This window comes from Pseudomonas fluorescens (assembly GCF_001307155.1).
In the GTDB taxonomy this organism is placed as follows: domain Bacteria; phylum Pseudomonadota; class Gammaproteobacteria; order Pseudomonadales; family Pseudomonadaceae; genus Aquipseudomonas; species Aquipseudomonas helvetica.
Genome location: NZ_CP012830.1, coordinates 2,171,964 through 2,194,939 on the forward strand (window position 1 = coordinate 2,171,964; position 22,976 = coordinate 2,194,939).

The 22,976-nt window shown below is 59.4% G+C and carries 16 protein-coding genes; 13 read left to right on the forward strand and 3 right to left on the reverse strand.

The genetic code is table 11. The annotated features are described in order from the left end of the window. Window positions 1-108 precede the first annotated feature (108 nt). The 8 genes from AO353_RS09950 to AO353_RS09985 all read left to right on the forward strand — a co-directional run bounded on the left by AO353_RS09950 (window position 109) and on the right by AO353_RS09985 (window position 14,686). Window positions 109-1,533: an aspartate ammonia-lyase gene (locus tag AO353_RS09950; RefSeq protein WP_054594769.1), complete on the forward strand. Its 1,425-nt coding sequence runs from the start codon at window positions 109-111 to the stop codon at window positions 1,531-1,533. Window positions 1,534-2,005: 472 nt separating this feature from the next. Next, on the forward strand, window positions 2,006-3,457 hold the full coding sequence (locus AO353_RS09955; protein WP_054594770.1) for an alanine/glycine:cation symporter family protein: 1,452 nt from the start codon (window positions 2,006-2,008) through the stop codon (window positions 3,455-3,457). Between the two features lie 97 nt (window positions 3,458-3,554). Beyond that, on the forward strand, window positions 3,555-4,559 hold the full coding sequence (locus tag AO353_RS09960; RefSeq protein WP_054594771.1) for an asparaginase: 1,005 nt from the start codon (window positions 3,555-3,557) through the stop codon (window positions 4,557-4,559). A gap of 165 nt (window positions 4,560-4,724) precedes the next feature. Beyond that, entirely contained in the window at window positions 4,725-5,717 is a 993-nt protein-coding gene (locus AO353_RS09965) for an AraC family transcriptional regulator (protein WP_054594772.1), read from the forward strand. A 72-nt stretch (window positions 5,718-5,789) separates the two neighbouring features. After that, a complete protein-coding gene (locus AO353_RS09970) occupies window positions 5,790-7,679 on the forward strand; it encodes an ankyrin repeat domain-containing protein (RefSeq protein ID WP_146016067.1) in 1,890 nt (629 codons plus the stop codon). 164 nt (window positions 7,680-7,843) lie between these two features. Then, the gene (locus AO353_RS09975; RefSeq protein WP_054594774.1) at window positions 7,844-8,875 is read left to right on the forward strand and encodes a histone deacetylase family protein; all 1,032 of its coding nucleotides are present in this window, start codon (window positions 7,844-7,846) and stop codon (window positions 8,873-8,875) included. Window positions 8,876-8,887: 12 nt separating this feature from the next. Then, window positions 8,888-9,988, forward strand: coding sequence for a polyamine ABC transporter substrate-binding protein (locus tag AO353_RS09980; RefSeq protein ID WP_054594775.1), 1,101 nt, complete (start codon window positions 8,888-8,890; stop codon window positions 9,986-9,988). A gap of 159 nt (window positions 9,989-10,147) precedes the next feature. After that, window positions 10,148-14,686: a dermonecrotic toxin domain-containing protein gene (locus tag AO353_RS09985; protein WP_054594776.1), complete on the forward strand. Its 4,539-nt coding sequence runs from the start codon at window positions 10,148-10,150 to the stop codon at window positions 14,684-14,686. A gap of 41 nt (window positions 14,687-14,727) precedes the next feature. On the opposite strand, the gene AO353_RS09990 is transcribed toward AO353_RS09985, so the two are convergent. Next, the gene (locus AO353_RS09990) at window positions 14,728-16,272 is read right to left on the reverse strand and encodes a PLP-dependent aminotransferase family protein (protein ID WP_054594777.1); all 1,545 of its coding nucleotides are present in this window, start codon (window positions 16,270-16,272) and stop codon (window positions 14,728-14,730) included. A gap of 104 nt (window positions 16,273-16,376) precedes the next feature. On the opposite strand from AO353_RS09990, the gene AO353_RS09995 reads away from it, so the two are divergent. From AO353_RS09995 to AO353_RS10005, 3 genes are read left to right on the forward strand one after another with little or no spacing between them, the layout of a single operon-like run. Then, window positions 16,377-17,006 carry an FMN-binding negative transcriptional regulator gene (locus tag AO353_RS09995; protein WP_054594778.1) on the forward strand — a complete coding sequence of 210 codons (630 nt, stop codon included), beginning with the start codon at window positions 16,377-16,379 and terminating at the stop codon, window positions 17,004-17,006. Window positions 17,007-17,008: 2 nt separating this feature from the next. Continuing rightward, window positions 17,009-17,455, forward strand: coding sequence for a GNAT family N-acetyltransferase (locus tag AO353_RS10000; protein ID WP_054594779.1), 447 nt, complete (start codon window positions 17,009-17,011; stop codon window positions 17,453-17,455). Between the two features lie 17 nt (window positions 17,456-17,472). Further along, window positions 17,473-18,144: a GNAT family N-acetyltransferase gene (locus tag AO353_RS10005; RefSeq protein ID WP_054594780.1), complete on the forward strand. Its 672-nt coding sequence runs from the start codon at window positions 17,473-17,475 to the stop codon at window positions 18,142-18,144. A 128-nt stretch (window positions 18,145-18,272) separates the two neighbouring features. Here AO353_RS10005 and AO353_RS10010 read toward each other — a convergent pair whose 3' ends face one another. After that, on the reverse strand, window positions 18,273-19,172 hold the full coding sequence (locus AO353_RS10010; RefSeq protein WP_054594781.1) for a homocysteine S-methyltransferase family protein: 900 nt from the start codon (window positions 19,170-19,172) through the stop codon (window positions 18,273-18,275). 113 nt (window positions 19,173-19,285) lie between these two features. Here AO353_RS10010 and AO353_RS10015 point away from each other — a divergent pair, with 113 nt between their 5' ends. Beyond that, entirely contained in the window at window positions 19,286-20,107 is an 822-nt protein-coding gene (locus AO353_RS10015) for an ABC transporter substrate-binding protein (protein WP_054594782.1), read from the forward strand. Beyond that, window positions 20,104-20,940 carry an amino acid ABC transporter permease gene (locus tag AO353_RS10020; RefSeq protein ID WP_054594783.1) on the forward strand — a complete coding sequence of 279 codons (837 nt, stop codon included), beginning with the start codon at window positions 20,104-20,106 and terminating at the stop codon, window positions 20,938-20,940. The genes AO353_RS10015 and AO353_RS10020 overlap by 4 nt, the downstream gene beginning before the upstream one ends. 219 nt (window positions 20,941-21,159) lie before the next feature. On the opposite strand, the gene oadA is transcribed toward AO353_RS10020, so the two are convergent. After that, window positions 21,160-22,968, reverse strand: coding sequence for a sodium-extruding oxaloacetate decarboxylase subunit alpha (gene oadA, locus AO353_RS10025; protein ID WP_054594784.1), 1,809 nt, complete (start codon window positions 22,966-22,968; stop codon window positions 21,160-21,162). Window positions 22,969-22,976 lie beyond the last annotated feature (8 nt).

The window sequence follows — 22,976 nt, forward strand, 5'->3', positions numbered from 1 at the left end:
CGAATGTGCATAGGGCAGTGCTTAACAGCATTGGCCCAAAATTTTCCACAAGCCTAGCATTCGCAGCGTTCCGGCATAGACCGGGTCCATATCGAGATGATTTCTATCATGTCCTCCGCTGCATCTTTCCGCACAGAAAAAGACCTGCTTGGCGTACTCGAAGTACCAGCTCAAGCGTATTACGGCATCCAGACCCTGCGAGCGGTGAACAACTTCCGTCTCTCCGGCGTTCCGATTTCGCATTACCCGAAACTGGTTGTGGGTCTGGCAATGGTCAAGCAGGCTGCTGCTGACGCCAACCGCGAGCTGGGTCACCTGAGCGACGTCAAGCACGCTGCCATCAGCGAAGCGTGTGCCCGTCTGATCCGCGGCGATTTCCACGAAGAGTTCGTGGTGGACATGATTCAAGGCGGCGCTGGCACTTCAACCAACATGAATGCCAACGAAGTCATCGCCAACATCGCGCTGGAGGCCATGGGCCACAGCAAGGGCGAATACCAATACCTGCACCCGAACAACGACGTGAACATGGCCCAGTCGACCAACGACGCCTACCCGACGGCCATCCGTCTGGGTCTGCTGTTGGGTCACGACGCCCTGCTCGCCAGCCTCGACAGCCTGATCCAGTCGTTCGCTGCCAAAGGTGAAGAATTCAGCCACGTTCTGAAGATGGGTCGTACCCAGCTGCAAGACGCCGTGCCGATGACCCTTGGCCAGGAATTCCGCGCCTTCGCCACCACCCTGAGCGAAGACCTGGCACGCCTGAAGACACTGGCACCGGAACTGCTGACCGAAGTGAACCTGGGCGGCACCGCGATTGGTACCGGCATCAACGCCGACCCGCGTTACCAGCACCTGGCTGTTCAGCGCCTGGCACTGATCAGCGGTCAACCGCTGGTACCGGCCGCCGACCTGATCGAAGCGACTTCCGACATGGGCGCCTTCGTGCTGTTCTCCGGCATGCTCAAGCGCACCGCGGTCAAGCTGTCGAAGATCTGCAACGACTTGCGCCTGCTGTCCAGCGGCCCACGCACCGGCATCAACGAAATCAACCTGCCAGCGCGTCAGCCGGGCAGCTCGATCATGCCAGGCAAGGTCAACCCGGTTATTCCTGAAGCCGTTAACCAGGTGGCCTTCCAGATCATCGGTAACGACCTGGCACTGACCATCGCGGCCGAAGGCGGCCAGTTGCAACTGAACGTGATGGAGCCGTTGATCGCCTTCAAGATCTTCGACTCGATCCGCCTGCTGCAACGCGCCATGGACATGCTGCGCGAGCACTGCATCGTCGGCATCACTGCCAACGAAGCCCGCTGCCGTGAACTGGTCGAACACTCGATCGGTCTGGTCACCGCGCTGAACCCGTACATCGGCTATGAAAACGCCACCCGCATCGCCCGTATCGCCCTTGAAAGCGGCCGCGGCGTGCTGGAACTGGTGCGCGAAGAAGGCTTGCTGGATGAGGCCATGCTCGCCGACATCCTGCGCCCGGAAAACATGATTGCTCCGCGTCTGGTACCACTGAAAGCCTAACGCTGTAGTTACTGCTCACCAGGTCGAGGGACTAGACACCTCTCACCTTTTGAGGGCCTGGAGTTCATTCTCCAGGCCCTTTTTTTTAAATCTTTTGCGGATTTTCCAAACATGTCGTGTGTTTTCAATACCGCCAAGATCGCAGCCTTCGGCAGCTCCTACACAGGGATCAACGTACACCCGTAGGAGCTGTCGAAGGCTGCGATTTTTTGATCTTGCAGCCCCTTGTTTTATCGTTCGCACCACAACCGTGCAGACGGACGCCGCACTGATAGGTATAGTGCCGCCCCTCTTCGCGTGAGCGGTCGTCGGTAACGAGACCCAAACCCATGCGAAACCCGAACTAATAACAAACCCGCGATATGGATCCAGGACGAACATCGCCCCATCCGTTGTGCCGTGCACAGACCGGTGTAACGCAATGTTTCGACCACCCACAATCGCCTACACAAAAAACAGCGAGGAATACTCCATGCTCGAAGTCATCAACGACTTCCTCTCAGGGAAAGTACTGATCGTGCTCATTGTCGGGCTCGGTAGCTACTTCACGATCCGCTCGCGTTTCGTCCAATTGCGTCACTTCTTACACATGTTCTCGGTCTTCAAAGAGAGCCTGCGTAGCAGCAGCGAGCAACTCAGCTCGTTCCAGGCCCTGATGCTCAGCCTCGCCGGCCGCGTCGGCGCAGGCAATATCGCGGGTGTCGGCATCGCCGTGACCCTCGGTGGCCCAGGCGCAGTGTTCTGGATGTGGGTGACCGCACTGGTCGGCATGTCCAGCAGCTTCTTCGAATGCTCCCTCGGCCAGCTCTATAAGCGCTGCGACTCCGAAGGTCAGTACCGCGGCGGCCCGTCCTACTACATCCAGCACGGCCTGCAGAAGCGCTGGTTGGGCATGATCATGGCATTCCTGTTGCTGGTGACCTTCGGGTTCGCCTTCAACGGCCTGCAATCCCATGCCGTGACCCACTCGCTCAATAACGCCTTCGGCCTGAACACCACCTACACCGGCCTGGGCCTGGCGGTGCTGTTGGGCCTGGTGTTTATCGGCGGGATCAAGCGGATCGCCAAAGTGGCCGACCTGCTGGTACCGGTGAAGACCCTGGTCTACATCGGCGTGACCATCTACGTGATCGTGCTGCAATTCGACCATGTGCCGGGCATGCTGATGACCATCGTCAAGAGCGCATTCGGTCTGGACCAGGCCTTTGGTGGCCTGATCGGCAGCGCCATCGTCATGGGCGTGAAGCGCGGCGTGTTCGCCAACGAAGCCGGCCTGGGCAGTGCGCCTAACGTCGCAGCCGTGGCGTCGGTCGAGCACCCGGTCGCACAAGGCGTGGTTCAGGCGTTCAGCGTGTTCCTCGACACCTTCGTGATCTGCACCTGCACTGCATTGCTGATCTTGCTGTCGGGCTTCTACACACCAGGCTTCGAAGGCGACGGCATTGCCCTGACCCAGAACTCTCTGGCCGCCGTAGTCGGTGATTGGGGCCGGATGTTCATCAGCGTCGCGCTGGCGTTGTTCGTGTTCACCTCGATCCTCTACAACTACTACCTGGGCGAGAGCAACCTGCGCTTCCTGGTCGGTGAAAACCGCAAGGTGCTGATCGGCTACCGCGCATTGGTACTGGCGTTGATCTTCTGGGGTGCGATCGAAAACCTGAGCACCGTGTTCGCCTTCGCCGACATCACCATGACAATGCTCGCGTTCGTGAACCTGATCGCCTTGTTCCTGCTGTTCAACGTTGGCATGCGCATCCTGAATGACTACGACGCTCAACGCCGCGCCGGGATCAAGACGCCAGTGTTCGACTCCAGCAAATTCCCGGACCTGGACCTGGACCTCAAAGCCTGGCCAGCCAACCCGCCAGCCGCCGCTCCAAAATCTGAAGCCGAGCCGCAAGGCGTGACCGCAGCGCAACGCTGATCGGTTAAAACCGGGCGCATCCCCTGCGCCCGACGTGACACAGCGTGCGACCGGCGTCATGCTCGGTCGTACGCTGTCATCGTTCAGGAGACCCCACATGATTCCCGCAACTTATCCTGCTGCGCAGCACGTCATGGTGCTCTACACCGGTGGCACCATTGGCATGCAAGCCAGCGCCAACGGCCTGGCCCCGGCGTCCGGTTTTGAAGCCCGGATGCGCGACTACCTGCACAGCCAGCCTGATCTGGTGGTGCCGAACTGGCGCTTCCGAGAAATGACCCCGCTGATCGACAGCGCCAACATGACCCCGGCCTACTGGCAGCGCCTGCGCGATGCGGTCATCGAAGCGGTCGACGTCGACGGCTGCGACAGCGTGCTGATCCTGCACGGCACCGACACCCTGGCCTACAGCGCCGCCGCCATGAGTTTCCAATTGCTCGGCCTGCACGCACGGGTGCTGTTTACCGGTTCCATGCTGCCGGCCGGCGTGCCTGACAGCGATGCCTGGGAAAACCTCGGCGGTGCGCTTGTCGCCCTCGGCCAAGGCCTGGCACCGGGCGTGCAGCTGTACTTCCACGGAGAGCTACTGGACCCGACCCGTTGCGCGAAGATTCGCAGCTTCGGTCGGCACCCGTTTGCTCGCCTGCAACGCCAGGGCGGCGGCGTCAAAGCACCTGCCCTGCCGACAGCGCTTGAGTACCGTCAGAGCAAGCAACTGGCCAAGGTTGGCGTGCTGCCACTGTTTCCCGGAATCGGCGCGGAACAGCTCGATGGCGTGCTGAACAGCGGCATTCAGGGTCTGGTGCTGGAATGCTTCGGCAGCGGCACCGGGCCGAGCGATAACCCCGAGTTTCTCGCCAGCCTTGCGCGCGCGCGGGATCAGGGGGTCGTGGTGGTCGCGATCACCCAGTGCCATGAAGGCGGGGTTGAGCTGGATGTCTACGAGGCCGGCAGTCGCTTGCGTGGCGTGGGCGTGTTGTCTGGCGGCGGCATGACCCGTGAAGCCGCGTTTGGCAAATTGCATGCGCTGTTGGGTGCAGATCTGGACACGGCAGAGGTTCGACGGCTTGTAGAGCTCGACCTTTGCGGCGAACTTAGCTGACACCACACAGATCCTGTGGGAACAAGGCTTGCCCGCGATGAACGATGACGCTGTGTGTCTGGTAGACCTCGTCGTCCCTATCGCGGGCAAGCCTTGCTCCTACAGGTTGATGACACCCGGCATACAACTTGCTCGCTTCCAGCCACCCAAAGGCTGGAATCGCCCATGCTCCACTCCCACCTCACCACCCTCAACGCCGTTTCCCTGGTGCTCAATGCCTTCAAGGCCGATGGGCTTTCAAGTGAGGCGCTGCTGGCCGGCAGCGGCATCAGCGCCGCGGATCTGAGCCGCGCCGACACGCGAATCACCACCAATCAGGAAATGCAGGTCTGCGCCAACGCAGTCGCGCTCAAGCGTGACATCGGCCTGGAACTGGGCCGGCGGATGCACGTTTCGTCCTACGGCATTCTCGGTTATGCCCTGCTCACCAGTGCCACCTTCGGTGACGCCTTGCGCCTGGCACTGCGCTATCCGGCGCTGTTGGGAACACTTTTCGAGCTAAGCCTTGAGGACGATGGCCAGCGCATCTGGTTCGCCGCCGCCGATTACCGGGAAAATCCGGCACTGGCAGTGTTCAACGCCGAGTTCTGCCTGGTCTCGCTGAAAGTCATTTGCGACGACCTGCTCGGTCATCCCCTGCCGCTGCTGGGTGCCCGTTTCGAACATTCGGCACCGGATTATCGGGCCAGCTACGCGACGCACTTTGATTGCCCTCTGCGCTTTGACGGCACCGATAACGCCTTCGCTTTCGACAAACACTGGCTGGACCAGCCCTTGCCGCTGGCCGACAGCATCACCCATCAGGCCATGGCCGAACGCTGTCGCAAGCAGAACACCGAATTCACCGGACGCCAGGCGTGGCTGGGGCGGATCCGCCAACTGCTCACCGCCCAACTCGACGCCGCGCCAGGCCTTGAAGGGTTGGCCGAGCAGATGAACTGCTCGGCGCGAACTCTGCGTCGGCACCTGAAGGATCTGGGGTGCAGCTATCAGGAATTGCTCGACGAACTGCGCTTTGAGCGCGCCAAGCAGATGCTGTACGAAGACCAACTGCCGATTTACCGCATCGCCGAGGCGCTGGGCTTCAGCGAAACCGCGAGTTTCCGCCATGCCTTTGTGCGCTGGAGTGGGGTCGCGCCCAGCCAGTTCAGGCCTTGAGATAAAGTAGGCACAGTGGACGACGCTGAACTACATTACGCAGCCCAATCATGTTGTCGGTGTTCCTGCTTGATGCCCCTTCCTCGTCGCTGCACACGCTTTGCCTTGCTGGCCCTGCTACTCAACCTGCCCGTGGTGGCGCAAGCGATTGAACTGGACTGGTTTGGGCTACCCCCGCATGCCGTGGTTGATGCGCCTGAATACAAGGCCATCATCGTTCCCACGGCCGTCACGGAGAGCGCGACGGGCATGTCGCCGCCCTTGGTCGGCTTGCTCAGTCAGTACCGCGGTTTGTTTTACCTCAACGTTTATCGCGATGAAAATTATCGGGAGCGTGCGTATAAATTTGGCCCGATACCGCTGATGACGACGGAAGAATTTCGCTACTGCACCAAGAACCAGGACGGTCTTGTCATGAGCCCTAGCGCCACTCATATCGAGTTGGCACCCGGCATCGCAATGAACGAACTGAAATTTGAATGTGGACGTAACGGCTGGGAAACCCGGCGTTACCTGCTGGTCGACAGCCGCCAACCGGGTACGCCGCTACTGGCTATCGGGCGCTTTTCAAACGATCAGCACCTGGTGTTCCAGGCGTTGCAAGCGACCCTCCCGCAGGTTTCAGACGCCTGGCTAAAGGCGCTCGAATCCGCGCGACCGGCGATGCTGTACCACGTCCCGGAAACGCTATTCAGCTTCAGCGTGGCCGACCAGCCCTACGTAGCCGAAGACGGCGCGAAACGCCTCCGCGAGCTGCACCGGCAACTGAGTAAAGACAAGGACAAAGGCCCGGGCCTGAAGAATGTCGAAGAGTTGTTTATCAACACTGACTTTCGCCTTGTCGGTGCCGACCAGAAAGACTTTGCCGGGCTACTCAATGACATCGCGTTCTGGCGAAGTGCAACCAAACCGGACAAGGTCACCACGAACTTGTTCAAGGAAGTCGTCCGCCGCGATCCTCAACGCATCCCGGTCTATCTGAACATGGCAGACCTGTACTGGTCCCGGTATGAGAAATTTCCCGAGTACACCACCAGCCTGGCCCCAGCACTGGAGTACTACCGGATTTACTGCGGCCTGCGCCTGGCGCGCAACATGAGTATTCCTCAGCGGGTCCTGGAAAGACTGAGCATCACCCAAGGCGACCCAAAAATCTGCAAGGCTCAATGGCCGCTGCTGCAAGCGGTGGACGCTCAGGATGAAACCCGCGTACGCAGTCTGCTGGACACCGGCATACCTGCCGACACCCAAGGCGAAGACGGGCGCAGTGCGCTGCTTCATGCCCTGGACAAGCCCAACTTTGCAATCGCCCGTTTGCTGCTGGAACACGGTGCAAAAACTCAGGGTATCAACGGTAGCGAGCCCGTGGTGATGCAGGCGCTGAACAAGGATCGTCGCGAAAGCAAAGACCCGGAGAAGGCCCGGCGCCTGCAATTCTTGCTTGAGGCGGGAGCCGCCATCGACGAAACCAATGTCGACGGTGAAACCGTGCTGATGCAACACGCCACGGTGATGGATTCCGACCTTTTCACCTGGCTGCTCAAGTACCCTCAAAACCTTGACCTGCGAGATAAAAAACAGGGGGAATCGGCGCTCTATCGGACCATCGAAAGCGGTGCCTACCCCGCTGCTGTACTGCTGGTCAAAAGCGGAGTGCAACTCAATGCGGGTTATCGAGAAGGCCGCTGCAACAGCAATGAAGAAGTACTCGAACCGGCATTGCTGCGCTTGGCCCGAGCGAGCGGGTTGAGCGGAGTTGACCCTGTCGTCTACCAGCAACAAACGCTGGAACTGTTCACGCTGATGCTGGAAAAAGGCGCCGACCCTCGCGCCGGTCATCAGTGCAAGGGCGACAACCTGGAAGTCACGCGTTTCTGGCTGAAACAACGCAAACGTGACGACATGCTGCAAGTGCTGCAACGCTACTTCCCGGAAGAGGCAGGCGCCACGCCAAGCGCGTAAGTATCTTGTCGCCCCGAACCGGGGTGTCGCCGCGCCAACAAGGGGCGAATTTCGGTCAGATCTTTTGGCCATATTGATCCCCTTTTGGCCTTTCCTGCCGTTCTCTGAATCGCCGCACGCCGCAAGACTGTGTTCAACCGAATCAGCCTGCGGAGAACAAGAAAATGCTGACGATTTACTCGGACGATCACCACCTGCACCACGGACGCTGCGAATTGATGGACGGGCAACTGATGCCCTGCTTCGAAATGCCATCGCGGGCCGACCACGTACTGGCACGCGTTCAATCCCGCAGCCTGGGGCCGGTGCAAGCGCCGCAGGATTTTGGTCTGGGGCCGATCCAGCGCATCCACAGCGACGACTACCTGACGTTCTTCAAAGGCGCATGGCAGCGCTGGACCGAGTTTGAACGCGACGGCGATTTGCTGCCGTACACCTGGCCGGCACGCACCCTGCGCACGGTCATCCCGAAAAGCCTGCACGGCCAACTCGGTTATTACAGCTTCGACGGCGGCGCACCGATCACCGCCGGCACCTGGCAAGCAGCGTATAGCGCGGCGCAAGTCGCGCTGACCGCCCAGGCCGCGATCCAACGCGGTGCGCGCAGTGCGTTTGCCCTGTGCCGTCCACCGGGACATCACGCCGCCAGCGACTTGATGGGCGGTTATTGCTACCTCAACAACGCCGCCATCGCTGCCCAGGCATTCCTCGATCAAGGCCACAAGAAAGTCGCGATCCTCGACGTCGACTACCACCACGGCAACGGCACCCAATCGATTTTCTATCAGCGCAGCGATGTGCTGTTCACCTCGATCCACGGCCACCCGGAAGCTGAATTTCCATTCTTCCTCGGTTACGAAGACGAACGCGGCGAAGGCGCAGGAGAAGGTTTCAACTTCAACTACCCGCTGCCCGCAGGTTCCGACTGGGACACCTGGAGCGCGGCGCTGGAGCAGGCCTGCAAAGAGATCGAACGCTACGGCGCCGACATTGTGGTCGTGTCCCTCGGGGTCGACACCTTCAAGGACGATCCGATCTCCCAGTTCAAGCTCGACAGCCCGGATTACCTGGCGATGGGCGAACGCATCGGCGCCCTCGGCAAGCCGACCCTGTTCGTGATGGAAGGCGGCTACGCGGTGGAAGAAATCGGCATCAATGCCGTGAACGTTCTCGAAGGTTTCAAAAGCGCCCAATGAGGAATTAGAACAATGAATCAACTCAAGCGTTTTATCATCCCGGCTCTGTGCACAGCAGTTCTCAGCACTGCTGTGCATGCTGAAGAGCGCACCTTGCGGGTCTACAACTGGTTCGACTACATCACCCCCAAGGCACTGGAAGACTTCAAGGCCGAGAACACCAAGGTCAAACTGGTCTACGACATTTTCGACACCAACGAAGCGCTGGAAGCCAAACTGCTCACCGGTAACTCCGGTTACGACGTGGTGGTGCCGTCCAACGTGTTCCTCGCCAAGCAGATCGAAGCCGGGGTATTCCAGCCGCTGGACCGCAGCAAACTACCGAACTGGAACCACCTCGATCCCAAGCTGATGAAGCTGATCGAAGCCAACGACCCAGGCAACAAATTCGCCGTGCCATACATGTACGGCACCATCCTGATCGGCTTCAACCCGGACAAGGTCAAGGCCGCGCTGGGCACCAACGCACCAGTGGACAGCTGGGACCTGATCTTCAAGGAAGAGAACATCAGCAAACTCAAGCAGTGCGGCGTGGCCCTGCTCGACTCGCCGTCGGAGATCCTGCCGCTGGCCCTGCAGCACCTGGGTCTGGACCCGAACAGCAAAAAGCCGGATGACTACGTCAAGGCTGAAGCATTGCTGATGAAGATTCGCCCGTATATCACCTATTTCCACTCATCCAAGTACATGGCCGACATCGCCAACGGTGATATCTGTGTCGCCGTCGGTTACTCCGGCAGCTTCTCCCAGGCCGCCAACCGCGCCAAGGAAGCCAAGAACGGAGTGATCGTCGATATGCGCCTGCCGAAAGAAGGCGCGCCGATCTGGTTCGACATGCTAGCGATCCCGAAAGGGGCGAAAGATCCGGAAGACGCCTACACCTTCATGAACTACCTGTTGCAACCGAAAGTCATCGCGCCGGTCAGCGACTTTGTCGGCTATCCGAACCCGAACAAGGACGCCACGGAAATGGTCGACCCGGCGATCCGCAGCAACCCGAATCTGTACCCGACCGAAGCGGCCATGAGCACGCTCTACACCCTGCAACCGCTGCCGCGCGACGCGGAACGGGCGCGGACCCGGGCCTGGACCAAGATCAAGTCCGGTACCTGAAACGCTCACGCCGCTGAAACCGAAGACCCGCCTGTGTGCGGGTCATTTTTTTGCCAGCACATAATTAGTTACCACCCTGCATTGCCCACTGCCCACTACCTTCGGTGCCACGACCAGGACTTGTCTTTGCGTCCTGGAAACCACACGAAGGAAGCGAACATGACTGATAACGTTCCTCTAGAGACATCCAGCGACACCACGCGCCTTGTAGAGAAAAGCGATCTGGTCACCCTGACCAGCCACGGCCCAACCCTCAACCAGATTGCTTCGAACCTGATGACTCAGGCGCTGAAAGAGCTTTATCCAGACCTGGACATTGACCCGGACCACGCAATGATCGCAACACCACAATGGCTCCAGGTTGATAACCGGATCGAGGTCGGCCCCTTTCGATTCGAATCACTGACGCACGCACTGATCCGCCATAGCTTTAACACGACAAAGGCCAATTACATCGAAGGCGAACACTTTCTCACCCTGGAGCGACATGCCAAAGATCCGATTCATCTCGCCGTCAGCATCGAGGAAGTCGCCGGCGTGCTCAATGACTCAGCACCGTTATTGTTTGTCGAATTCCAGGCGCGGCAGTTGGATTTCTGGAACCAGAAGGGACACAGGATCGCGCGCTGGCAGGAACTCTCCGACACACTGCGCAAGGCGCTGAACGTACGGCAGGTCAACGGTTGGGATGCCGATGAATGCGCCATGGCGCGAGAGATTTCCATGGCTCCCGACAAAGCCCTGCGCAGCCCCGTGAACAGCGACTTTTCAGCGATCCAGGCGTGCCTGATCGACATAGACACCATCGAGAATGAGGTTGCCAGCCACCTCCTGGTCGGTGGTGCTCTGGTGCTCAAGGCAACGTATCGCAAGCGCGAACTGATCGTGATGTACACCATCGAGCGCGCTTACGAGTCTTTCGATTCAATGGAACAACTGGGTAATTCGCTTCCAGCACGCCTGGAAGATCAACTGGCAGGGCGCGACCTGAAATGGCGGCTTTACGAGCCCGACGGGAATATCTTCGATCACATGGCCTGGGCACTGGTGTCGTCGCAGCTCGATGCCATCGATGCACTCCGATTCCTGGAGGCGCCAACAACCGATGTGCTTGCTTCCGAGGTCGAGATCGACACCACGGAACACGTACGGATCGAGCAATTGGCTGCGGCGATTCCCGACTGGCTGCGCAACGCATCGTTCAGCGATATACAAGACTACAGTCGTTACGTCACGGCGCTGGGAAAGGTGTATCGCCAGCCCGACTACAAGGCTGCCAAAGACGAGATCCCGTCTATCACCTCATACGCCCAGCGCCTGATGAGCGAAGCGATCATCGCCGACCCTCACGCCGTCGGTGCGGCGGACCTGGTGCTGGATGAGTTGCGGATCAAGATCACCGATAGTTTCACCGTCGACGATCTCACTCTCCCCGATCCCCGCAACCAGCACACCGAAACGCTCGCCGACTTCGCACTGGAGAACGAAGCGCCTTACCTGGCGAGCATCTTCTTCAAAAATGCCCGGCAGGTTCCGGATTGGCTGACGCCAGAATTCCTCACAACGTTGTCGGCTCGAGTCAATATCGGTGAGGTCTATCCCGCACTGATCAAGCGCAAGCTGATTGATGACCTGGTTGAATCCCGACGCCAGGAAAATTTCTATATCGACCAGCTGCGCCTGCTATTGCCGCTCATGGCACTGGAAAGCAAGGTCAGGCAAGAAGCGGGCATTGATGAGCACGGCTATCGATACATCCGTGAGCTGCTCAACCTCGACACGGAGACAGCGCAACCGATCGCTATCTACCCCCTCTCGATGACCCCGCAACATCGCTTGATCAGCACCAGCGACACGGTTGCCAACATGTACATCATCAGCCCTCGAAGCGCCGAGAGCGGCGCTTGCCTGCTTTATCGTCCGATGCTGGAGCCACCACTGATGCAGTTCCCCTCCCGGCAAAATTTGCTGTATGCCTTGCACCAACCCGGTGAACTCCGAGATTCGGTGCTGGCATGGCTACCCGACAAGGCCCTGAGCTTTGAATACGCTCAATATGTTTTCCCTGTAGGTCTGCCGTCCCCCTGGTTGGTGGCCGAACAGGTTGTCGATCCATTGCTGAGGGTGGACAGGTTCGGACACGTGATATTCAAATACGAGGAGATAACCGGCAACATTCTTTCGACACTGTTCAAAAACAACGCACAGACGATCGTCGATTTGGCTGACCGTCAGTCGCAATCAAATGCCGAACGGCGCTGGCGCTTGTTGAAAGACAGCAGCTGGGCGCTGTTCAGCGTCACCTCAAACTTCCTCAGTGGTGCAGTCGGAACCGCTGTCTGGGTCTGGCAGACCATCAACGAAATCCAGCAGGCACTCGATGCCCGAGATCAGGGTGACAGCTTCATCGAATGGACCTCCGTGGCGGATATTCTGCTGGCACTCGGGATCATCCTCAGCCATCACGCCGTGATGCGACGCAAAACGGCATCGGGCAAACTGCAACCTGCACTGCCGATAGAGGAGCAGATAAAACCACCTACCGCGCCGCTCACCATTGCATTGGACCCCACCCCGCTTGTCGCTGAACTGCCACAGAGCCATCGCTCCCCGGTTGAGGTCGCGGGATCCGTGCCGCGCCGCACCATTTCGACGCTGGGCACCTACCTGGACACCCTCAAAGTCTCCGCGCCAAACCTTGCCGACACAGAACTGACCACGGTCAATGAAGCACCTCCCCACCTCTACCAGCTCAACGACAAGATCTATGCACAGGTCGGCGAACGCTGGTTCAACGTCATGCTGGACGCCGACGCTCAGGTCATTCTCATCGACCCCAAAGACGTCACGCGAACCGGCCCCCTGCTAGTCCATAACCAGCAAGGTCAATGGTTCGTGGACACCCGACTGCGCTTGCGCGGCGGCGGCCCGAAAAATCGCCTCAAAAGCATGAAAGCGGCCAAAGAGCAGCGTAAACATGAACTGGAAAACGCACTGGACTCATTCAAGACCCAGGAACCTGCGAAGGCAAGGGAGCTGGCAAGAGCGCAAACAGATTTGCTGACAGCCAACGGCGATGCCTACGACCGAATGCTCGGGGTTTACGCGGAAAAACTGGAAGTCTTGATCAATAGTTATGAGCAAGCACTCGAGCAACTGCGAGAGTGGCGCACGCTCGGCGGAACAACAGGCTATACCTACGACTTGCTACGCCTGAGCACGGAGATGCAGAAGCATCTTTCGCTCTGGTTTACCGCAAAAAAACACCAGTATATCCAAGCCACCAGCGCATTTACGCAAGCCCCCCAGCCGGACACAGCGATCACACGGCAAACCTACATTGACAACATCCGGCGGGCGACAGACCTGAGCCACGCAATGGTCGAGAAACTTGAACTCTCGCAAACGGCACTTCAAGGAATGCATGCGGCGGGAAGGCCGGGCATAGCTGAAGCCATAAAAATCAGCAAGCTGCTGCCTTCATTCTCGGCACTGGAGCTCAAGGCAAACGAGATAGGCATGGCGCAAGAGCTGTGTATGCAAGAGCAGGCCAGCCCGACAATGTCCCAGGCCCGTAACGCCGTCGGCAGCATTATCGTGAGCGCCGCCGAGGCCGCTCATCGGGTTGCGGACCTGATGAACATTGCAGGCGGTAACGCTGCCCCACAAGAACGTATTGAAGACTTCGGCGGACTTGTCGATACCTTTGCCGACACTGATCAAAGAATCCGGGAGTTACCAGACACCTACCCCCACCTGTTCAAACAGCCTCAACTCGATCATCTGCGAAAACTGATCGAAGAGTTTTCACGACTGGCACACACCCAACTGCATACGTTGCTGCCCGAAAGTGAAGTGTTGATAACGCAGGGCTCAACAGAACCCGCACGTCCCGGCCCATCACGCCTGCCGGTAAAAGTTAGCAAGACCCGCCCTCGCGATCCCGGTAATAGCGAAGTCACCAAAGCCAAGGAAGCTCCACTCAAGGCAGTCATGCCAGGTGTCAGCGTGCAGCCAACGCCGGTGCTGAGCGATACCGACATCATCGAGGCCGGTCTTGAGCAGAGCCTGGATGTTCAGCCATTTATCGAGCGCACCCGCAAAGACGCTTTGCGACCCCGACGCATCCCCGCCGACATGCAGGACCTGTTCGATCAGTACGCACTCAAACTGGAACAAAACGCCACGAGCGTTGATCTGGCCATGATCAGGAGCAAAAACGCCGAAGGTACCCCTCCGCCAGTGGCCACCCTGAGCCTGGAACTGCGTCAGGCGGCAATCAAGGTAAGAGAAGCGGGCATCAGCACCCGAGCGAGCCTGTACAAAGAGCGCAAACCCACGCAAAGCAGCCTCAAATGGATGCACGAAAACGAGCAGGTTCGAATCACCCGAAACGAACAAGGCCGAATCCAGACCAAACAGCTCGGGGACTACTTTCAGGAGTACCGGATTCTGGATAAGACGAACAATGATCAGGCATTGTGGGTGGCGCATTTCCACTACGAAACCCTCAGCAGTCCAGTAGACACGCCCACGACTGCTCACCTGAAAGTCGCGGACAAATACCTGGAGACGCTCCCCCCTGAACAGCGGCGACTGTTGACCACCGTCGAACCCATTGACGGTGTGCTACGGAAAATAGTCGACCCGAGCCTGCGCAAACTGTTTCTGGATCTGGAACCCCAGGCAACGCCATGAAGGAAGGACGCTGATCGCGACTCCACCCTCCGGCCCCGGCATCACCAGACCTTTTTCAACCGCCCGAGCGCTGCGCGGATCGCCTCCTCGGGCACCGCCGTGAAACCCAGCACCAGCCCGGCGCGCTGGTCTGGCGGGGTGCATGACTCCGGCAGCCAATAGTTGCTCAGGCCATTGATCTCGACATCAACACTCGCCGCGGCGTCGATCAATTCGCGCTCGCGGGCCTGAGTGTCGACCGCCACCGTCAAGTGCAGCCCCGCCGCGACACTCGGCAGGCTGCCAACACCCGGGATATCCACAGGCCAACCCGCCAACAGCGTGTTGCGCCGACTCAAGGCCGCGCGCCGCATACGGCGGATATGCCGCTGAAAATGCCCGGCAGCCATGAACTCGGCCATTACCGCCTGGGTGCTCACCTCGGAATGACGCACATCCACCGCACGACGCTGGGAGAACGCGTCTACCAGACCCATCGGTAACACCAGATACCCCAGACGCAACGCCGGGAACGCGACTTTGCCGAAGGTGCCGACGTAAAGCACTCGACCCTGTCGATCCAGCGCCGCCAAGGGCGCCAGTGGGGCGCCGCTGTAGCGATACTCGCCGTCGTAGTCATCCTCGATGATCCAGCCATCAGTGCGTTCAGCCCAGGCGAGCAATTCCAGACGCCGCGCCAGGCTCATGATCACGCCCGTCGGATATTGATGAGACGGCGTGACGTAGGCCAATCGACAGTCGCTCAACTCAGCCAGCTCAGCACAATTGATGCCTTCGTTGTCCACCGAGACCCCATGCAGCCGCGCCCCGGCTACGGCGAAGGCATGCCCAGCCGCGCGATAGCCGGGGTTTTCCACAGCCACCCCATCGCCGGGCTCCACCAGCAGCTGTGCACAAAGGCTAATCCCCTGCTGTGCGCCACTGGTGATCACAATTTGCTCAGCGCTGCACTGCATGCCGCGCGCGCTGCGCAAATAGGCCGCGATCAACCCGCGCAAGCGCTCGTAACCTTCGGGCGCGCCGTAACACAAGTGCTGTAAATCCGGCTTACGCCAGAAAGCCGCATTCAGCTTGGCCCAGACCTCAAACGGGAACAGGTCAAAGGCCGGCACCCCCACCCGAAAAGCCCTCGGCGGACCACTTGGAGGCCTGGGTAAATGGTGTTTCTCGACCCGCTCCAAAGCACCGCCGTGGATAACTTTACTGGATGAAACCACAGGTAAATCCAGCCGCCTTGTGGATAACCCTGTGGGTAAGCCTGTTGGTAACCCTGTGGATACTTTTGTGGATAGTTTTTTCATCGGCAATGCCGTTTGCGGCAATTGCGCCACATACGTGCCGTCCCCCACCCGCCCCTCGATGAAGCCTTCAGCGTAGAGTTGATCGTAGGCACGGACCACGCTATTGCGCGAAATCGACAACGCCGCGGCCAGATCGCGGCTGGCAGGCAAGCGTGTACCACTCACCAGCCGACCGTCGAGCACACGCAGGCGTAAGGCCTGATAGAGCTGACGGCTCAAGCCCTGGCGGCGATCGAGTTCGATACCCGCCGGGTTGAACGACAGGGACAGAGGCGAGTTGTTCATGGCAATGGAGCTTCGCTAATGGACCTACGAAATTGGCTGTTAATGGCTCTTACAACAGACCAATAGCCTGCCTAGGATAAAGGTATTCGCCAAGGAAAATATCCATGTATACCCCTAGCGCATTTGCCATCGACGACCTCCCCGCACTGCATCAGCAGATCCTCGACACACGCCTGGCCGTGTTGGTTACCCATGGCAAGCAGGGTTTGCAGGCCAGCCATGTGCCGCTGCTGCTCAGCCCGGAACAAGGCCCGAATGGCACCCTTTACGGCCACCTGGCCCGAGCCAATCCACAGTGGCAGGAGCTGGAAGCCGGGGCCGAGGCGCTGGTGATTTTTGCCGGGGCCGATGCTTACGTCAGCCCGTCGTACTACCCCAGCAAAGCGGACCACGGTAAAGTCGTGCCGACCTGGAACTACGTGGCGGTGCACGCTTATGGCAGCGCCGAAGTGTTCAGCGATGCTCATCGCCTGCGCAATCTGGTCAGCGCCCTGACCGATCGCCATGAACGCGACCGCCCCCAGCCGTGGAAAGTCGACGACGCGCCGGCCCATTACATCAATGGCATGCTCAAGGCCATTGTCGGCTTCGCCCTGCCGATCCAGCGTCTGGAAGGCAAGCGCAAGCTCAGCCAGAACCGCAGTACCGCAGACATCGCCGGCGTGCGCGAAGGACTGATCGCCAGCCCCAACCCGCACGACCAGGCCCTCGCCCACCTGATCCCCAAGGAATGATCATGAGTCAGATCGAGATTCGCCGCGTCACCGCCGATGACCACGCAGCCTGGCTGCCGCTGTGGCAAGCCTACCTGCATTTTTACAACACCGAGCTGCCAGAGGCTGTCAGCCACAGCACCTGGCAACGGTTCCTTGACCCGAGCGAGCCGACTCACGCAGCCCTTGCCTGGGTCGATGGTAAAGCAGTGGGCATGGTGCATTTCATCTATCACCGCTCGAACTGGAGCATCGAAAACTCCTGCTACCTGCAAGACTTGCTGGTGACGCCCGAAACCCGCGGCACTGGTGCCGGCCGCAAGCTGATCGAGTTCGTCTACGCCACGGCCAAGGCCGACGGTTGCTGCAAGGTTCATTGGTTGACCCACGAAACCAACGCCACCGCGATCCAGCTCTACGAGCGCATCGCCGAACGTCCTGGTTTCATCCAGTTTCGCAAAGGCCTTTAAGGTTCAAGGAGAGCAACATGTCGACTTCACTCGCTGGCTGGAAAGGCGTTCCAGCGCCCTCGGTTCAACTGATCGAAGGACGCTTCATTCGCCTGGAAAAACTCGACCCGGCACGCCACGCCGACGGCTTGTTCAAAGCCCTGCAAGGCCCCGGCGCCGACCCGAAGCTGTGGGATTACTTGCCTTACGGCCCGTTCCCGGAGCGCAGCGCGTTCAACGACTGGCTGAACAACCACGCCGCCAACAGCGACCCGTATTTCTTCAGCGTCATCGACCGCGCCACCGGTGAAGTGCAAGGCATCCTCAGCCTGATGTCGATCGTCCCGGCCCACGGTCGCATCGAAATCGGCCACGTCACCTTCGGTGCAGCGATGCAGCGCTCTCCGAAAAGTACCGAAGCGGTGTACCTGCTGGCCAAGGAATCGTTCGCCATCGGCTACCGTCGCCTGGAATGGAAGTGCAACAACGGCAACGCCCGCTCCAAATACGCCGCCGAACGCCTGGGTTTCAGCTTCGAAGGCGTGTTCCGCCAGCACATGGTGGTCAAGGGCCAGAACCGCGACACCGCGTGGTATTCGATTCTGGATTCGGAATGGCCGGCGATTGGGGCGGGGTTTGAGAAGTGGCTGTCGGATGAGAACCAGACAGATTCGGGGCAGTTGAAAACCCTGGCTGAGTGCCGCGCCTGATGATCGTTCCCACGCTCTGCGTGGGAATGCCTCACTGGACGCTCTGCGTCCGCTTTTGAATATGACGCGGAGCGTCAGGGGCTGCATTCCCACGCGGCCGGTTCGACGTCTCGACGTGGGAACGATCTTTACGCCAGCTTCTGCGCCAACACCGCTATATGCTCCGGGCCAATCCCGCAGCAACCACCGAGATGGCTCGCGCCGCGCTTCTGCCAATCGGCCGCCCAATGCAGGTAACCGGGCGGATCGAGATCCTCACGCAACGGGTCCAGACCATCATTGGCCGTGGCCTCTTTCGGTTGCGGCGGGAAGGCGTTGGCGTACGCACCGATGTGGACTTTCACACCCAAACGCTCGAAGGTTTCCCGCGCAGCATCAATCGCCGCACCAATTACTTCCGGCTGGCTGCAGTTGAACAGCAGCGTCTCGACACCCAGCTCTGCCGCCACCGCAGCGGCTTCGATCACAGGTTCGCCCGAACGCAAACGCGGCACTTCGTCCGTGTCTTCATCCTTCAAGGTAAACGACAGCCAGAACGGCTTACCGTCCTTTGGCAAGCCGGCATGAATAGCCCGCGCTTCGACAATCGAACTCTGGGTTTCAGCCAGCCACAGGTCGACATGAGGTGCCAGGCCCGTGACCAATGGCGTCAGCAATTCAGTCACCCGGGCAGCATCAAAAAGGTCCGGACGATAGGAACCGAACAGCGGCGGCAATGAACCCGCCACACGCACGGGCTGTCTAGCCGCGTCGGCTGCACGCCGTGCCAGCTCCCCCGCCAATGCGGCGAGCGCCTGACCTTCAGCCGCAAAACGTTCTTCACCGATATGAAACGGCACCACCGCGTAGCTGTTGCTGGTGATCACGTTTGCACCGCTTTCGATATAAGCCGTATGGACGGCCTCAACCGCTTGCGGTGCTTCGCTCAACGCCAGCGCGGACCACTCAGGCTGCCTGAACGGCGCGCCTCGGCGTTGCAGTTCGCGACCCATACCGCCATCCAGAATTACCGTGCTGCGTGCGTCCATATGTTTTTTACTCATATGCTTATGAAAATAACTCACTACCAGAGTTGTCCTTATAACTATTAAATACGCACCATTCAGTTAATAACAACTTCTTTTTTAGTCAGGAACTGCCCGTGAAACTTCAACCGCTACTGGCCCTGGGCCTGACGATTCTCGCTGCTTCTTCCCAAGCCTTTGCCGGTACCACGCTGGATCGTATCGAGCAAAAGAAAGAGTTGGTGGGCGTGCTGATGGAAAGCTATCCGCCGTTCTCGTTCCTCAACGATCAGAACCAGCTCGACGGTTTCGACGTCGACGTGGCCAAAGCCGTGGCAGACAAACTTGGCGTCAAACTGCGTCTCGAAACGCCGTCCTGGGACGTGATCGCGGCCGGTCGCTGGAGCGGTCGTTACGACATCTGCATCTGCTCCATGACCCCGAGCAAGGCCCGCGCCGAAGTCTTCGATTTCCCGGTGGAGTACTACGCTTCGCCAGCCGTGATCGTGGTCAATGCCAAAGACGATCGCATCCATGGTGCCAAAGACCTGAGCGGCAAAAAAGTCGGCCTCACCAGCGCGTCCAGCTACGAAAGCTACCTGAACAAAAACCTGGTGATCGAAGGCGCTGAAGACACCCGATTGCAGTACCCGTTCGAGAACGTACAGATCGCTCCGTATGACACCGACAACGTCGCCTTCCAGGACCTGAGCCTGGGCGCCGGCGTGCGACTGGATGCGGTCCTCACCAACCTTGTGACCGCACAACCGCGCCTGACTGAAGACAAACGCTTCAAGCTTGCCGGTGAGCCGCTGTACTCGGAACCCAACTCCGTGGCCATCGAAAAGGGTGATGCCCAGTGGGATGGCAAAGTGCGCGAAGTCTTTGCCCAGTTGAAACAGGACGGCACCCTGACCCGGCTGTCACAAAAATGGATCGGCGCCGATATCAGCAAATGACTTCTTTCCCCCACCCTCCTCAGCCACCGCAACCGGTGGCTGAGTCATTGCTCAAACGCGTTTTTGGTTTTCGTACCCGCCTGTACCTGACCTGGGCGACGATGCTGGGTTTGTTCGCGAGTTTCTTCCTGAGCTTCGACCTGAAGTTTTCGATCATTCTCGACAAGCTGCCAAACCTGATCGGCCTGCATCTGGCGCCCAACGGCTTCTTGCAAGGCGCAGCACTGACACTGTTTTTGTGCCTGTGCTCGATTGTCGCCTCGTCGCTGCTGGGCTTCATCACCGCCCTGGCGCGGTTGTCGAAGAGTGCCGTGGCGTTCGGCATCGCCAGCTTCTACGCGTCGTTTTTTCGGGGCACACCGTTGCTGATTCAGATCCTGTTGATCTACCTCGGCCTGCCGCAGTTGGGCATTGTCCCCGGCGCCATTGCCGCCGGGATCATCGCGTTATCGCTGAATTACGGGGCGTACCTGAGCGAAATCTTCCGCGCCGGCATCGTCGGTGTACCCCACGGCCAGCGCGAAGCTTCCCTCGCGCTGGGTATGCGCGAGTCGGTGATCTTCTGGCGAGTCACCCTGCCACAGGCCATGCGCACCATCATCCCGCCCACCACCAACCAATTCATCTCGATGCTCAAGGATTCATCGCTGATCTCGGTGATGGGCGTCTGGGAAGTGATGTTCCTGGCGCAGTCCTACGGCCGTTCCAGTTATCGCTACATCGAAATGCTGAGCACGGCAGCGATCATTTACTGGCTGTTGTCGATTGGTCTGGAGTTGATTCAGGCGCGGATGGAGCGACATTACGGGAAGGCGTACAAGCAGCGGAGCTAAGGCGTCCCTTACGCCGCAAGCTCAGCATATCCAAGGCACCGCAATCATCCTGAAATCGATGCATCCGAGAACGACGTAAGGAAAAACGTCAGCAACAGCCACGAAAACGGCGTGATGGGTCAATGGCGAATGAGCTTCTAACGTCCACAAATCCGCAGCGAAAAAAAAGGGGGGCACATGCCCCCCCGAGGTAAAAGCGTTGCAGTCGAGGCTGTTAAATCAGCCCTCGATCTCGATCAGTATTTCGCCCGGATTGACCCGGTCGCCCTTGGCCACGTGGATGGCGGTGACTTTGCCGGCGATGGCCGATTGCACTTCGGTTTCCATCTTCATCGCTTCGGTAATCAGCACTGCCTGGCCAGCTTTCACGGTGTCGCCTTCCTTGACCAGCACATCGACGATGTTGCCTGGCATGGTGGTGCTGACGTGGCCCGGTGCGCTGGCTTGCTTACGCTTGCTGCTGCCACCGCTGACGAATTCGTTGAGTGGCTCGAACACCACTTCTTCCGGCATGCCGTCGATGGACAGGTAGAAGTGACGCTTGCCTTCGGACTTGACGCCCACACCGGTGATGTCGACGCGGTAGGTTTCACCGTGAACGTCAATGACGAACTCGGTCGGCACACCTTCGCCGCCCGCCGAGGTCACGCCGCCAGCTTCCGGAATCGGCAACAACACTTCCGGAGTCAGGGTGCCGGCTTCGCGTTCTTCAAGGAACTTGCGCCCGATGTCCGGGAACATCGCATAGGTAAGTACGTCTTCTTCAGACTTGGCCAACGCACCGACTTCGCCGCGCAGCTTGGTCATTTCCGGCTTGATCAAATCCGCCGGACGGACATCAATGACTTCTTCGCTGCCGATCGCCTGACGGCGCAGCTGCTCGTTAACAACACCCGGCGCTTTGCCATAACCGCCTTGCAGGTAGAGCTTCACTTCGTTGGTGATAGTCTTGTATCGCTCACCGGCCAACACGTTGAAGAACGCCTGAGTACCGACGATCTGCGACGTCGGAGTCACCAGCGGTGGGAAGCCGAGGTCTTCGCGAACCCGCGGGATTTCGGCCAACACTTCGCTCATGCGGTTCAGCGCACCCTGCTCTTTCAACTGGTTGGCGAGGTTGGAAATCATCCCGCCCGGCACCTGGTTGACTTGCACGCGGGTGTCGACGGCGGTGAATTCACTTTCGAACTGGTGGTACTTCTTGCGCACGGCGTAGAAGTACAAACCGATTTCCTGCAGCAGCTCCAGACTCAGGCCGGTGTCGAACTCGCTGCCCTTAAGGGCGGCAACCATCGACTCGGTGCCCGGGTGGCTGGTGCCCCAGGCGAAACTGGAGATCGCGGTGTCGATATTGTCGGCACCATTTTCGATGCCCTTGAGTTGGCACATCGCGGCCAGGCCGGCGGTATCGTGAGAGTGGATGAACACGGGCAGCGATTGCTCGCTTTTCAGTGCTTTGACCAATTCGCCAGTGGCGTACGGGGTCAGCAGGCCGGCCATGTCCTTGATCGCCACGGAGTCGCAACCCATGGCTTCCATTTGCCTGGCTTGCTCCACGAACGCCTCGATGGTGTGCACCGGGCTGGTGGTGTAGGCGATGGTGCCCTGGGCGTGTTTGCCGGCCGCTTTCACCGCTTCGATGGCCACCCGCAGGTTACGCACGTCGTTCATCGCATCGAAGATGCGGAACACGTCAATGCCATTCACGGCCGCCTTGGCGACGAAGGCTTTGACCACGTCGTCGCTGTAGTGGCGATAGCCCAACAGGTTCTGACCGCGCAGGAGCATTTGCAGACGCGTGTTAGGCAGCGCCGCACGCAGTTTGCGCAGACGCTCCCACGGGTCTTCTTTGAGGAAGCGTACGCAGGCATCGAAGGTCGCGCCGCCCCAGACTTCCAGCGACCAGTAGCCGACTTTGTCGAGCTTGTCGCAGATCGGCAGCATGTCGTCAGTGCGCATGCGAGTCGCGAGCAGCGATTGGTGAGCGTCGCGCAGGATTGTGTCGGTTACGTGGATTTTTTTAGTCATTGGAGTAT

Coding starts and splice junctions, on each gene's coding strand:
- AO353_RS09950 (WP_054594769.1), top strand. CDS start 109: ATGTCCTCCGCTGCATCTTTCCGCACAGAAAAAGACCTGCTTGGCGTA.
- AO353_RS09955 (WP_054594770.1), top strand. CDS start 2,006: ATGCTCGAAGTCATCAACGACTTCCTCTCAGGGAAAGTACTGATCGTG.
- AO353_RS09960 (WP_054594771.1), top strand. CDS start 3,555: ATGATTCCCGCAACTTATCCTGCTGCGCAGCACGTCATGGTGCTCTAC.
- AO353_RS09965 (WP_054594772.1), top strand. CDS start 4,725: ATGCTCCACTCCCACCTCACCACCCTCAACGCCGTTTCCCTGGTGCTC.
- AO353_RS09970 (WP_146016067.1), top strand. CDS start 5,790: ATGCCCCTTCCTCGTCGCTGCACACGCTTTGCCTTGCTGGCCCTGCTA.
- AO353_RS09975 (WP_054594774.1), top strand. CDS start 7,844: ATGCTGACGATTTACTCGGACGATCACCACCTGCACCACGGACGCTGC.
- AO353_RS09980 (WP_054594775.1), top strand. CDS start 8,888: ATGAATCAACTCAAGCGTTTTATCATCCCGGCTCTGTGCACAGCAGTT.
- AO353_RS09985 (WP_054594776.1), top strand. CDS start 10,148: ATGACTGATAACGTTCCTCTAGAGACATCCAGCGACACCACGCGCCTT.
- AO353_RS09990 (WP_054594777.1), bottom strand. CDS start 16,272: ATGAACAACTCGCCTCTGTCCCTGTCGTTCAACCCGGCGGGTATCGAA.
- AO353_RS09995 (WP_054594778.1), top strand. CDS start 16,377: ATGTATACCCCTAGCGCATTTGCCATCGACGACCTCCCCGCACTGCAT.
- AO353_RS10000 (WP_054594779.1), top strand. CDS start 17,009: ATGAGTCAGATCGAGATTCGCCGCGTCACCGCCGATGACCACGCAGCC.
- AO353_RS10005 (WP_054594780.1), top strand. CDS start 17,473: ATGTCGACTTCACTCGCTGGCTGGAAAGGCGTTCCAGCGCCCTCGGTT.
- AO353_RS10010 (WP_054594781.1), bottom strand. CDS start 19,172: ATGGACGCACGCAGCACGGTAATTCTGGATGGCGGTATGGGTCGCGAA.
- AO353_RS10020 (WP_054594783.1), top strand. CDS start 20,104: ATGACTTCTTTCCCCCACCCTCCTCAGCCACCGCAACCGGTGGCTGAG.
- oadA (WP_054594784.1), bottom strand. CDS start 22,968: ATGACTAAAAAAATCCACGTAACCGACACAATCCTGCGCGACGCTCAC.